Source organism: Mesorhizobium sp. WSM4935 (genome assembly GCF_029625735.1).
GTDB lineage: Bacteria > Pseudomonadota > Alphaproteobacteria > Rhizobiales > Rhizobiaceae > Mesorhizobium.
Window position 1 is genome coordinate 244,468 of the sequence record NZ_JARTVR010000003.1, and the last position, 12,535, is coordinate 257,002.

The 12,535-nt window shown below is 62.4% G+C and carries 12 protein-coding genes; 8 read left to right on the forward strand and 4 right to left on the reverse strand.

Annotated features, from left to right (window positions below; translation table 11 throughout):
* Window position 1: 1 nt before the first annotated feature.
* The 4 genes from P9273_RS09215 to P9273_RS09230 all read left to right on the forward strand — a co-directional run bounded on the left by P9273_RS09215 (window position 2) and on the right by P9273_RS09230 (window position 3,420).
* Window positions 2–1,879 carry a heavy metal translocating P-type ATPase gene (locus P9273_RS09215; RefSeq protein ID WP_278048625.1) on the forward strand — a complete coding sequence of 626 codons (1,878 nt, stop codon included), beginning with the start codon at window positions 2–4 and terminating at the stop codon, window positions 1,877–1,879.
* The gene (gene trxC / locus P9273_RS09220) at window positions 1,876–2,325 is read left to right on the forward strand and encodes a thioredoxin TrxC (RefSeq protein WP_278048626.1); all 450 of its coding nucleotides are present in this window, start codon (window positions 1,876–1,878) and stop codon (window positions 2,323–2,325) included. Before P9273_RS09215 ends, trxC begins: the two co-directional genes overlap by 4 nt.
* Before the next feature lie 88 nt (window positions 2,326–2,413).
* Window positions 2,414–2,800 (forward strand): hypothetical protein, encoded by a 387-nt coding sequence (locus P9273_RS09225; RefSeq protein WP_278048627.1) that lies wholly within the window; start codon window positions 2,414–2,416, stop codon window positions 2,798–2,800.
* A gap of 29 nt (window positions 2,801–2,829) precedes the next feature.
* Window positions 2,830–3,420, forward strand: a complete 591-nt coding sequence (locus P9273_RS09230; RefSeq protein WP_278048628.1) for an NAD(P)H-dependent oxidoreductase — start codon at window positions 2,830–2,832, stop codon at window positions 3,418–3,420.
* A 115-nt stretch (window positions 3,421–3,535) separates the two neighbouring features.
* Here the strand turns inward: P9273_RS09230 and P9273_RS09235 are convergent, their stop codons facing one another.
* Window positions 3,536–4,519, reverse strand: a complete 984-nt coding sequence (locus P9273_RS09235; protein ID WP_278048629.1) for a zinc-dependent alcohol dehydrogenase family protein — start codon at window positions 4,517–4,519, stop codon at window positions 3,536–3,538.
* A gap of 477 nt (window positions 4,520–4,996) precedes the next feature.
* Here P9273_RS09235 and P9273_RS09240 point away from each other — a divergent pair, with 477 nt between their 5' ends.
* Entirely contained in the window at window positions 4,997–5,641 is a 645-nt protein-coding gene (locus tag P9273_RS09240) for a helix-turn-helix domain-containing protein (RefSeq protein ID WP_278048630.1), read from the forward strand.
* 44 nt (window positions 5,642–5,685) lie between these two features.
* Window positions 5,686–6,201: a GNAT family N-acetyltransferase gene (locus tag P9273_RS09245; RefSeq protein WP_278048631.1), complete on the forward strand. Its 516-nt coding sequence runs from the start codon at window positions 5,686–5,688 to the stop codon at window positions 6,199–6,201.
* 65 nt (window positions 6,202–6,266) lie between these two features.
* On the opposite strand, the gene P9273_RS09250 is transcribed toward P9273_RS09245, so the two are convergent.
* Window positions 6,267–7,445 (reverse strand): acetate/propionate family kinase, encoded by a 1,179-nt coding sequence (locus P9273_RS09250; RefSeq protein WP_278048632.1) that lies wholly within the window; start codon window positions 7,443–7,445, stop codon window positions 6,267–6,269.
* Window positions 7,446–7,507: 62 nt separating this feature from the next.
* Window positions 7,508–9,889, reverse strand: a complete 2,382-nt coding sequence (locus tag P9273_RS09255) for a phosphoketolase family protein (protein WP_278048633.1) — start codon at window positions 9,887–9,889, stop codon at window positions 7,508–7,510.
* 273 nt (window positions 9,890–10,162) lie between these two features.
* Here P9273_RS09255 and P9273_RS09260 point away from each other — a divergent pair, with 273 nt between their 5' ends.
* Window positions 10,163–10,390, forward strand: coding sequence for a DUF1858 domain-containing protein (locus tag P9273_RS09260; protein ID WP_336619373.1), 228 nt, complete (start codon window positions 10,163–10,165; stop codon window positions 10,388–10,390).
* On the opposite strand, the gene P9273_RS09265 is transcribed toward P9273_RS09260, so the two are convergent.
* Complete coding sequence (locus tag P9273_RS09265) at window positions 10,387–11,091, reverse strand: Crp/Fnr family transcriptional regulator (protein WP_278048634.1); 705 nt, start codon at window positions 11,089–11,091, stop codon at window positions 10,387–10,389. The genes P9273_RS09260 and P9273_RS09265 overlap by 4 nt on opposite strands.
* A gap of 200 nt (window positions 11,092–11,291) precedes the next feature.
* On the opposite strand from P9273_RS09265, the gene P9273_RS09270 reads away from it, so the two are divergent.
* Window positions 11,292–12,491 (forward strand): NnrS family protein, encoded by a 1,200-nt coding sequence (locus P9273_RS09270; RefSeq protein ID WP_278049017.1) that lies wholly within the window; start codon window positions 11,292–11,294, stop codon window positions 12,489–12,491.
* Window positions 12,492–12,535 lie beyond the last annotated feature (44 nt).

Genomic DNA, 12,535 nt, shown 5'->3' on the forward strand with positions numbered 1-12,535 from the left:
CATGGAGGAGTCCGCATTACGGCGCGCGCTGCTGCTCATCGCTATAGCGGGTTTGGCGCTCGGGTTGATCGTGTGGCGGAGCGGCGCTGGTCCCCTCTCACCCGAGATTATCTGGACAGCGGCAACCCTGCCTGTCGTTGTCACACTCGCTATCTCCATCTTGCGCGATTTCTGGATCGGCCGGATCGGCGTCGATGCGATCGCGCTGGTTTCGATGTCGGCGGCGCTGCTGCTGGGGCAGGCTCTTGCAGCAATAGTTGTCGCCCTTATGTATGCCGGCGGCACGGTGCTGGAGGACTTCGCGCGCGGCAGGGCGGAACGCAATCTCAGAGCGCTGACCGACAGGGCGCCGCGCGTGGCGCATCGTAAATCGGCACAGGGCACCGAGACGGTTCAGATCGGGCAAGTGGCGGTCGGCGACGAGCTTCTGGTGCGCGCCGGCGAGTTGCTGCCGGTCGACGGAATCCTGATCGACACGTCGGCCTTGTTGGATGAATCGACCGTCACCGGCGAGCCCCTGCCCGAGCGTCGCGCCGCCGGCGATGCATTGCGCAGCGGCACCGTCAATGCCGGCGAAGCCTTTGTCATGCGGGCCTCGGCTATCGCCGACAACAGCACCTACGCCGCGATCGTGCGCATGGTCGCGGCCGCGCAAACGGCCAAAGCGCCATTCATACGCATCGCTGATCGCTTCGCGCTGCTCTTGCTTCCGGTCACGCTGCTGCTCGCCGGAATCGCCTGGCGGCTTTCGGGTGACCCGATCCGCGGGCTCGCGGTTCTGGTGGTGGCCACGCCCTGCCCGCTGATCCTCGCGGCGCCGGTTGCGTTCATCGGAGGCGTATCGCGCGCTGCCCGCGCCGGCATTCTCATGAAAGGCAGCGCGGCGCTGGAGGCGCTCGCCCGGATACGCACCGCAATCTTCGACAAGACCGGAACCTTGACGCTGGGCGGCGCCGAGCTGATCGAGATCGACGTCGCCCCGGGCGAACCAGCCGATGAGCTGCTGCGGCTGCTGGCCTCCCTGGAACAGGCCTCCCACCATGTCCTTGCCGATTCGATCGTTCGCATCGCCCGGTATGGAAGGCTGACGCTTTCCCAACCTTGGGACGTCCGCGAGCATCGTGGAGAAGGCCTCAAGGGTCTGGTGGACGGGATTTTGGTCGCCGCGGGGTCGCGTTCACTCGTTCTTGGGGCCGAGCCGCTGCCAAGATGGGCGGAAAGTGGAGAAAAACGGCACCAGGGCGCGCAAGTACTGAGGGTGTTCGTCGCCTTGGACGGCCGACTTGCCGGCATCTTCACATTCGGAGATGCCATACGCCAGGATGCTGTCGAGACGGTTCGCGCCTTGCGTTCGACAGGCGTCACGCGGATAATCATGCTCACGGGCGACGATGGCGCAGCCGCTGAAAAGATTTCCGCTTCCCTCAACCTCGACGCCGTGTTTGCCGATGCCGCGCCGGCGGACAAGGTCGGAACAGTTGAGGCCGAGAAGGCGACGGCGCCGACGATGATGGTCGGCGACGGCATCAACGATGCTCCTGCGCTCGCCGCGGCGACCGTTGGCATCGCGCTAGGAGCGCGCGGCGGGACGGCCTCCTCGGAGGCCGCCGATGTTGTCGTGCTGACCGACAGCCTGCTTCCGGTTGCGGAGGCGTTGCGGATCGCCAGGCGCACGCGCGGCATTGCCCTGCAGAGCATCATCGTCGGACTGGCCCTTTCGGGCGCCGCGATGATGGCGGCCGCGATGGGGCTCCTGACGCCGGTGGCAGGCGCGTTACTCCAAGAAGGGATAGACGTCGCAGTTATCCTCAATGCGCTGCGCGCGCTTGGCGAGGGACGTCTGCAAACAAATGGAACCAGGAGAACTGAAAGGCCATGACGCAGGATAATCTGGTCGTTTGCACCAAATGCGGCGTGGTCAATCGCCTGCCGCTCGGCCGCAACAGTGCCGACGCTAAATGCGGCAAGTGCGGCGCCCTGCTGTTTTCGGGACTTCCGCAAGACATCGACGGCGCAAACTTCGATCGTCAGGTCGGGCGCGGCAGTCTGCCCGTCCTCGTCGACGTGTGGGCTCCTTGGTGCGGTCCCTGCAAGATGATGGCGCCAGCCTATGAAGCCGCCGCCAAGGCCCTTGAGCCTCACATTCGGCTGGTCAAGCTGAACTCCGACAAGGAGCAGGCCATCGCGGCGAGGCTGGCTGTTCGCGGCATCCCCACCATGATCCTTTTCCACCACCAGCAGGAGATTGCTCGTATCTCGGGCGCGATGAGCACCAGCCAGATCGTCAATTGGGTTCGCAACCACGCTCCGGCTGGCGGCAACTGAGCTCTAACCGGCGACCAAGCGCCCGTTTGATCCTGGTCAAGGTGGCGCACAGGCGCTGCGTTAGGAATTGGCTGAAACGGAGAATGCCATGACCACGTTGCATGATCTCACCCCGAACTTCAGGACCATCCGCCTGCTTCTGGCTCGCGAAAAGAGCCATCCGGAGGGCGACCGCGAGGAAGGCTACGACGTTCTGGCACCGCTAACCGATGAGGGACGGTTGAATGCCGACGAGTGGAAATCGCACAAGGGTTTCTGTCGTGTCCGTCGTTTCCGCACCGGCGAAGACGATCTTATCGGCCGCTTGCGCCGCAAACCCGGCGGGCAGTGGTATTTTGACTATGCCGAGGGTGATCGTGACGACGAAGTCGGCTTCCATTTCGGCGAGGAACGCTTTGTGACCGGAGAATACGTCTCAATCACTCGCAACGGAGCCATCCACACATACCAAGTCGCCCGCGTGGAACGACCCTAGCAGCTTCGTCCGTTGGTAGGAGCCAAGTGGTGCCGCGCCGTATCCTCATTGTCATTGCCCACCCCGACCCGTCCCCGGAGCGGCTCTGCCGCGCCTTGGCCTCTGCATACGCCGACGGCGCCGAACGCGCTGGCCATATCGTGCGCAAGATCGATCTTGCCTCGGTGGACATTCCGTTCCTTCGGACGATGCAGGAGTTCGAGCACGGAGCCATCCCCGACAGTCTCAAGGAAGCCGCCGAGGCGGTCGTTTGGGCGGAGCATTTCGTCTTTGTCTTCCCGCTTTGGCTGGGCACTGTGCCCGCCCTGCTCAAAGCATTCCTCGAGCAGGTGATGCGACCGGGAACGGCGTTCGCCTACCCTGCCAAAGGCCAAGGTTTCGCCAAATCCCTGCTGCGCGGCCGCTCAGCCAGGCTGGTGGTGACGATGGGCATGCCCGCGACCGTCTACCGAATCTGGTTCCTCAGCCACGGGATAGCCGGCATGCGCCGCGGCATTCTCAACTTTGTCGGCATCAGGCCGGTGAGGGAAACGTTATTTGGCATGGTCGCAAGCGCCAGTGAGGCAAAACGGGCGAGTTGGCTCAAACAGATGCAACGGTTGGGCGAACGCGCGGTGTAAAGCATGTCTCCCGAAAGTGCGAACCGGTTTCGGGAGGAAGACATGCGGAAAATCAAAAAAACCCAAAGCGCATGGAGAATCTGAAAGATCGCGACGCGCTTTAGTCTGCCGAATGTCACGGCCGCAGGACGGCGGCGCCACTCAGCCTGCCCATCCGCAAATCGTCCAGCGCTTGATTGGCCTGCCCCAGCGGATAGACCTTTGTGTGCGTGCGCACCTGAGCGAGCTTCGCTATCGGAAAGAACTCCTCCGCATCGCGACGGGTAAGGTTGGCGACTGACACCAATTCTCTTTCTTCCCAGAGAAGCCGGTAGGGCATCGACGGGATGTCGCTCATGTGGATGCCGCCGCAAACCACGCGCCCGCCCTTGCGTACAGTCCGCAAGGCCGTCGGCACCAGGTCACCGACCGGGGCGAAGATGATCGCCGCGTCAAGCTCGGCGTTGGGCAGTTCTTCTGACGATCCTGCCCAGACAACGCCCAACGAGCGCGCGAATTCCTGTGCCTGAACATCGCCACGCCGCGTGAAGGCGAAGATCTCGCGTCCCTCCCAGACCGCTACCTGCGTGATGATATGCGCGGCGGCGCCGAAGCCGTATATCCCGAGCCGTCTGCCGCCGCCCGCCTTCTTGAGACAGCGCCAACCGATCAGCCCTGCACATAGAAGCGGCGCCAGCGACACTGGATCCGCCATGGCATCGAGCTCGAACGCGAAACGCTCGCCGGCAACCACATGACTGGCAAAGCCGCCATCGCGCGTGTAGCCGGTGAAAAAAGGCAGATCGCAAAGGTTCTCGGAACCGGCGACACAATAAGGACAATGCCCGCAAGTATGTCCCAGCCAAGGGACGCCTACTCTCTGGCCGAGCCGTGACTGTGACACGCCCTCGCCAACCAGGTCGACGACGCCGACGATTTCGTGGCCGGGAACAAGCGGCAACTTCGGCCTCGGCAGATCGCCATCCACGACATGCAGGTCGGTCCGGCAGACGGCGCAGGCTTCGACCCTGAGCCTTATTTCGCCGGGTCGCGGCGTCGGGTCGGGGCGATCGATAGCCCTCAAAGGAGTGCCGGGCCTCTCCAACACCATTGCTTTCATGACACAGCCTCGATCCGGAGGTGATTGGGACCAAGTCCCTTCCGCGCTCGGCGACAAAACGGAAATGCGCTGCCTGGCGTGGATCGGCCTATTGCCTGCGTTTCACTGTCTGCGACCGCGCGTGGCGGCCGAAGCCGTAACTCGCTGCGACGTGACTGCGCTTCCGAGCAGAAAGTATTTCGAAATAAAGGCCTAAGGCGGCGAGATAGGCGAGGCCGAGTACCCCAGCCCAGATTTCGACAGTGTCGGAGGTCATGGCCATGTTCCCGCAGTTGGTTCTGACCGAATAATCGCCCAGCCAATTATGCCGACCTTGATCGTGGTCAATCGCACAGTGCTCGACTCCCTCGGCGAAGCCTCGATCGATCGGGCGCTTTGGTCTCGGCTCTAAGTAGTTTCCCGTAGGGACATAACCGAATTTCGGAATGGCGGGATTTGCGCGATTTCTGTTGTCACAAATTCACCGGAACCAAAGCCATGTACGCTCAAGCCTCCGCCAAGATCACACTGCCGTCCTATCTTCCCCATCAGAGCCCTGCGCCCTTCTTCGAAGGGCCGGCGACGCCGGTCAGCTTCTTCACGGCAGGCGCCGAGATTTACGCCCAGGGCGAGAAGGCGGGCGCCCTCTACCAGGTCGAATTCGGCGCGGTCCGCATCTACCGCCTGCTCGCTGACGGCCGCAGGCAGATCAGCGCGTTCCATCTGGCGGGAGAGACATTCGGCTTCGAGGCCGACACCACCCATCACTTCTTCGCCGAAGCGATCAACGCAACCGGTGTCAGGGTCTATCGCACTCCCTCGGGCATGGACATGTCCCGCCAGCTCCTGCCCCTCGCCCTCAAAGGCCTGACCCGGGCGCAAGAACATCTCCTGGTGCTTGGCCGCCAGAACGCGATCGAGCGCGTCGCCGCATTCCTCGTCGAAATGTCGGAGCGCCAGGGCGGGTTGAGGCAGGTGGAACTGCCGATGTCGCGCAACGACATCGGCGATTATCTCGGCCTCACGATCGAAACCGTCTCGCGGGTCTTCACCCGCCTGAAGGAGAAGGGCGTGATCCGTCTGCTCAGCCTTCGCAGCATCGAGATCCTCAAACGGGACACGCTGCTGGCGATGGGGGAATGAAGCATTCGAGCCAATTCCACCTATCAATCCTGAAAGGGATGACAATGAAAAACACGCTCATCACGCACACCGGATTTCGGTTCGAAGTGCGCCGCGCCCGCCCTGAAGACGAGCCACTCGTCGCCGAGTTCTTCAAACACGTAACGCCAGAGGATCTGCGCTTCCGTTTCCTGGGCGCCGTGCGCGAAGTGTCGCATGAGCGGCTGGTGGCAATGACCCGCTCCGACGACCCGCACATCCATAACTTCCTCGCCTTTTCGACTAACGGAACGTTGATCGCGGTGGCGACCCTCGCAGCCGATCCGGCCGACCGTCGCGGCGAAGTCGCCATCTGCATCCGCGAGGATCGCAAGCATCTCGGCATCGGCTGGGAGTTTCTCGGCTATATAGCGCGTTACGCCGACGACCATGACATCGAGACGATCGAGTCGATCGAGAGCCGCGAGAACCGCGCTGCGATCAAGCTTGAGCGCGAGATGGGCTTCATTGTCGCGACGGATCCTGGCGATCCGACGCTTGTCCTGGTTCAGCGTAAGCTCGGCGCCAAGTTGCCGGGCTAAGGTGGGTCGCATTCGTTTTGACGATATCGCCCGGGAGCGCCGCCCGCTTCCGGGCGAAAATCATTTTAGTCTTTGCCTTCGAAATTGAGCAGCTCCGCAGCCACCGCACGCTCTTCGTCGGCCGCAATGACAAGCACGTCGACAGGGGAATCCCCGGTGCTGACCAATTCTTCGCTGTTCGCGTTCAGCTCTTTGTCGAGCGCAACGCCCAGCCATCCCGCGGTTTCGCAGATCCTCTGTCGGATCACCGGCGCATGTTCGCCGATGCCTGCGGTGAACACGAGCGTATCAAGCCCGCCGATCGCCGCGGCAAGCGACCCTATCTCACGCCCGACACGATAGACAAAGAGATCGACGGCGCGCTTGGCCGCCGGATCTTTCGACGCAAGCAGCGTCTGCATATTCCCGGAGATGCCGGATACCCCGAGCAGACCGGATCGTTCGTAGAGCAAGTCGGTCAGTTCATCGGACGATAGCTTCCGGTCTTGCAGAAGGTGCAGGAGGACGCCGGGATCGATCGCCCCGCAACGCGTGCTCATGACGAGGCCGTCAAGCGTCGAGAAACCCATGGTGGTGGCATGACTTGCGCCCGCCTTCATCGCGCAAAGGCTCGCCCCGCTGCCAAGGTGCGCAACGATCGTTTTGCCGCCGGCGGCGGCGCCGTAACGGTTGCGGAGCTCGCTGGCGATATGGCTGTAGGAAAGCCCGTGGAAACCATAGGACATAATGCCTTGCTCCGACATCTCGTGCGGCAGGCCATAGAGTCTCGCGAGATCGGGCTGCGTCGCATGAAAGGCTGTATCGAAACAGCCAACCTGGATGGCGCCGGGCAGAAGACCGCGGGCCAAGTCGACGAGGTCCAGGTTGATCGCCTGATGAATCGGGGCGAGCGGCGCGAGCCCGCGCAAGGCACCGAGCGTGCGCTGGTCGAGCAGCGTTGCGCGGGCAAATTCCCGGCCGCCATGCACGATCCGGTGCCCGACCCTGCGCACCCGGCGCAACAGGCCACGGTCCGCCAGATAGGATGCAACGGCTTCGAACGCCTCGTCGATGGAGATCGGTTGCTCGCCGAGGCTCTTGTCGAAGGGCGGCGTCCTCGCCGTGGGCGCCACGTGAAGCCGGGGCCGCTCGCCGATCGACGAGACGCTGCCTCGCACCAGCAGATGAAGCTCGTCGCGCCCTTGAAAGGCGGCGAACTTCAGGCTCGATGAGCCGCCGTTGAGGACAAGAATCACATCCGTCATGATCGACTGGCTCCGGCCACTTTTGTGGGTCGGAAGCTCTCAGCCTGGCCCTTCGGCATCGGCTATTGCTCCCATTTCCAGCCGAGGATCTCGGGCATGTCCTGTCCGTGCTCGCGGATATAGGCTTGGTGCTCGATCAGCTTGCCTTCCATGGCTTGTTTCAGCCGGATGTGAGCACCGGCCGGTTCGGGAATACGGTCGAGCACGCCCAGCACCAGATGGTACCGGTCGAGCCCGTTGAGCACGGTCATGTCGAAGGGTGTCGTCGTCGTCCCTTCCTCGTTGTAGCCGCGCACATGGATGTTGTCGTGATTGGTCCGCCGGTAGGTCAGGCGATGGATGGTCCAGGGATAGCCGTGATAAGCGAAGATGACGGGCTTGTCCCTGGTGAACAAAGCATCGAACTCGCGATCCGAAAGCCCGTGCGGATGATGTTCCTTTGGCTGCAGGGTCATCAGATCGACGATGTTGACCACCCGGACCTTGAGGTCGGGAATGTGGCGTCTCAGGATTTGAACGGCAGCCAGCGTCTCGAGCGTCGGCACGTCGCCGGCGCAGGCCATCACCACATCCGGCTCGGCCCCGCCGTCGGTCGATGCCCATTCCCATATGCCGATGCCGGCGTTGCAGTGGACTTTCGCCTCGTCAATGGACAGCCACTGCCAAGAATTGGCTTTGCCGGCGACGATGACGTTGATACGGTTCCATGTGCGCAGCACATGGTCGGTCACGCAAAGCAGGCTGTTGGCGTCCGCCGGCAGATAGACGCGCACGACATCTGCCTTCTTGTTCAACGCCACGTCGATGAAACCTGGATCCTGATGGCTGAAGCCATTGTGCTCCTGCTGCCAGACATGGCTGGACAACAGATAGTTCAGGGAGGCGATCGGTCGCCGCCAGGCGAGCTTGCGGCAGGCATCCAGCCATTTCGCATGCTGGTTGAACATGGAATCGACGATATGCGTGAAGGCCTCGTAGCAGGAGAAGAAGCCGTGACGTCCGGTGAGCAGGTAACCCTCCAGCCAACCCTGGCAGGTATGTTCCGACAGGATTTCCAGGACCCTGCCTTCTCGACCGAGATGCACGTCCTCAGGCAGGAGCTCTTCCATCCAGGCGCGCTCCGTCACCTCGAAGACATCCTGCAACCGGTTCGAAGCAGTCTCGTCAGGCCCAACGATGCGGAAGTTCCTGGTGCCTTTATTCATTGCCATGACGTCGCGCAGGAAACTGCCCATCGCACGCGTCGATTCCGCCTTGACGCTTCCAGGCTGTTCGATCGGAACCGCATGCTCCTGCAACGGCGGCAGTTCCAGAGACCGGCGCAGCAGGCCGCCATTGGCATGCGGGTTGGCGCTCATCCGCCTTTCGCCTTCCGGCGCCATGGCGCGGATCGCGGCCACGGGCGCGCCGGCGGCATCGAAAAGCTCTTCGGGCCGGTAGCTTCTCATCCACTCCTCGAGCATCTTCAGATGCGCCGGGTTTTCGGCAAGGCCGGAGAGCGGAACCTGGTGGGCGCGCCAGAACCCCTCGGTCTTCAGCCCGTCGACCTCCTTGGGGCCGGTCCAGCCCTTCGGGCTTCGCAGCACGATCATCGGCCAGGTCGGCCGCGGCTGTGCGGTCTTTGCGCCGCTGCGGGCCGCGTCCTGAATCGCCTTGATGCGGTCGAGCGCATCGTCGAGCACGACCGCCATCCGCTCATGCATCAAGGCCGGATCGTCGCCCTCGACGAACAGTGGCTCGTAGCCGTAACCGACGAACAGCGCACGCAGCTCCTCCTCGGGGATGCGGGCAAGAATGGTGGGATTGGCGATCTTGTAGCCGTTGAGGTGAAGGATCGGCAGCACCGCGCCGTCGAGTGCAGGGTTGAGGAACTTGTTGGAATGCCAGGAGGTGGCGAGCGGCCCGGTTTCCGCCTCGCCGTCGCCGACGACGCAGGCGACGATAAGGTCCGGGTTGTCGAAGGCCGCGCCATAGGCGTGCGAAAGCGCGTAGCCGAGCTCGCCGCCTTCATGGATCGAACCGGGCACGTCGGGCGCCGCATGACTTGGGATGCCGCCTGGAAACGAGAACTGCCGGAAGAGCTTCTTCATCCCGGCTTCGTTCAATGCGATATCCGGATTGACCTCGCTGTAAGTGCCCTCGAGATAGGTATTCGCCACCATGGCGGGTCCACCATGGCCGGGCCCGCAGATATAGATGACATTGGCATCGCGCTGCCTGATAGCGCGGTTGAGATGCGCATAGATGAAGCTGAGACCCGGCGAGGTTCCCCAATGGCCGAGCAGCCTTGGCTTGACATGCTCCAACCGGAGCGGCTCGCTTAGCAGCGGATTGTCGAGCAGGTAGATCTGCCCGATGGTCAGGTAGTTGGCGGCCCGCCAGTAGGCATCTATGTCGTGCAACTCCTGGGCGGACAAGCGATTGGCGCTGGGACGCTCGGTCATTTCTCATTCCTTCGCTGGTTCCAAGCCGACGCCGGCTGAGGCACAACGCATTAATGCTGCCACCGGTTCATAGCCAATCCGTGTCAAGACTGGCCGCCATCGATCTACCCGACAGGGAGCCGGCGGGCTTTGATCCATCGCAAAATGCCGAGGCAGGCCGACGGCGGCTCCAGACGGCGTCGCAAAACTGCATCCCGTAAGGCAAGACAACGCCTTCTTTGCTTCAGAGCAACGAACCCATTGAAGAGGTCACTCAGGATAGCTGTTCGCAAAATGCGGACAGGCAAGATGAAACGCAAACTGAACGATGATGCGACGATGGACGGGATCATGCGCGAGACGCCGGCGGCAATCCGTGTCGTTCTCAACCATGGAATGCTGTGCGTCGGCTGCCCGATCGCTTCCTTCCACACCGTTTCGGATGCGGCGCGCGAGCATGAATTGGATGAAGATCAGCTTCGCCGCGATCTGGAGTCGGTCATCGAAAGCAACGCGAACTAGCTCTTACCCGCGCGGCCTTCAGCGATGACGAGGAGCTTATGCGGCTCGACCACGACGACTCTTTGGCGACCGCTCTTGACCAGGCTCTGGTCCTCCCAGGCTGAAAGCAAGCGGCTGACCGTATGAAGCGTGGTGCCCGTCATTTCCGCGATGTCCTGGCGTGAAATCGGAAAGTCGATCAGGATCCCTTCCTCGGTCTTTTTCCCCGACTGCTTTACCAGCTTCAGCAATGCATGCGCGACCCGCTGCTCCACCTGTTCGGTGGACATCTCGATGACGCGCGTGTGGGCATCCTGAAGCCTGGATCCGACAACCTTGTAGGTGTTGGCGCTGAAGCTCGGGAACCTCGTCGCGAATGTGGGCCACAGCTGGCTTGGCCAGGCAAGAACCACGCAATCGACGGCCGCGACGGCATTTGCGGGATAGGTCGTCCGGCCTAGCGCGCTGGCGATCCCCATCAGTTCGCCCGGGCTTATGTAGCGCACGGTGACCTCCTGCCCATCCGGAGTCGATTTCACCACGCGCACATGGCCGTCAAGCAGCAGGAAGAAAGAATGCGCCTCCTGTTCCTGCTCGAACACCGGCTGATCCCTGGCGATCCGAATGGATCTCGCCTGGCTGATTATGCGATCGAGGTCCGCCGCAGCGATTCCGTCGAAGACGGACAGCCCGGCAATCAATGATCGATCAAGGCTTGCCAACTGCCTTCCCTCCCCAACTCAACTGCGGAGCCCCAGGTTGCGGACTGTGTCACGAGGGACGGGCTATCGGCAAGGGAAGCCTTTTGTCGCTGCCGCCGCCCAGTCTCTCTCTTGTTTGCGCTTAGGCAAATGTCTCTTCCTGGAACTGGGATAGAAGATTTCGCATGGGCACCTTTGCCCAGATTTCAACGAGGCATATCATGGCGATTCCGCGGACGCGGCCTAGCGCTTATCCGGCGATACTCTCCTACGGTTTCCGACCATTCTTCTTGCTGGCGTCGCTGCAAGCGGCCACTGCCATGCTTATGTGGCTGCCCCTCTATTACGGCAAGCTTGAAACCCTTAGCCTGTTCTCGCCTCTCGACTGGCACATCCACGAACTGCTCTTTGGCTACCTGACGGCGGTCGTGACAGGCTTCCTGCTCACTGCGATCCCAAACTGGACCGGACGCCTTCCCGTTCAGGATGCTCGCTTGCTGATGCTGGTGCTGCTCTGGATCGCAGGCCGCGTGGCTGTGTTCTTTTCCGAGGAAACGGGCTGGCTTTTGAGCGCAGTCATAGACTGCTCGTTTCTCCTTGCGGTGGTCACTGCCGCGGCAACCGAAATCCTCGCCGGGCGAAACTGGCGAAACCTCAAGGTCCTCCTGCCTGTCACGGTCCTTCTTGTGGCAAACGTCACGTTTCATGCCGAGGCGCACTTCCAAGGCGTCTCCGACATCAGCCGCCGCCTGGGCCTTGGAGCCGTCGTTATTCTCGTCACGATTATCGGCGGGCGGATAATCCCCAGTTTCACCCGCAACTGGCTGGTCCGCGAGAAGCCCGGCCGGCTTCCCGCACCATTCAGCAGGTTTGATGTTGGAACGATCGCGCTCTCCGCCTTCGGCCTTGCCGCATGGACATTCTTTCCCGAAAACACGGGCACCGGTGCGTTGCTGATTGCCGCAGCAATGTTCAACGCCGTTCGGCTAACCCGCTGGGCCGGCGACCGGACGCTGGCCGACCCGTTGGTCCTGGTCCTGCACGTTGCGTTCGCCTTTGTGCCGTTAGGCCTGTTACTTGCCGGACTGGCCGTGCTCGCGCCGGAAGTAGTTCCTATGGTGGCCGGCATTCATGCGCTGGCCGTGGGAGCGGTGGCCTGCATGACCCTTGCCGTCATGGCCCGCGCGTCCCTGGGCCATACCGGCCGCGAGCTGGCGCCGGACAGTGGAATACGGGCGATCTTGGCTGCAATCGTCATCGCCGCCATTCTGCGCGTAGCGGCCGCCATGGCTCCGGGCATAGCCGTTCTCCTGCATATGTCGGCAGGGCTCTGGGTTGCCGCTTTCCTCGGCTACGCCGTGCGCTTCGGTGGAGTGCTGATGCGCCCGCGCCTGCAAACGCGCCGCAAGAGCGGCGCATGAAGTCTGGTAGGAGTCGTGCTCCGTTTACTTGCCCCCCGCACCCT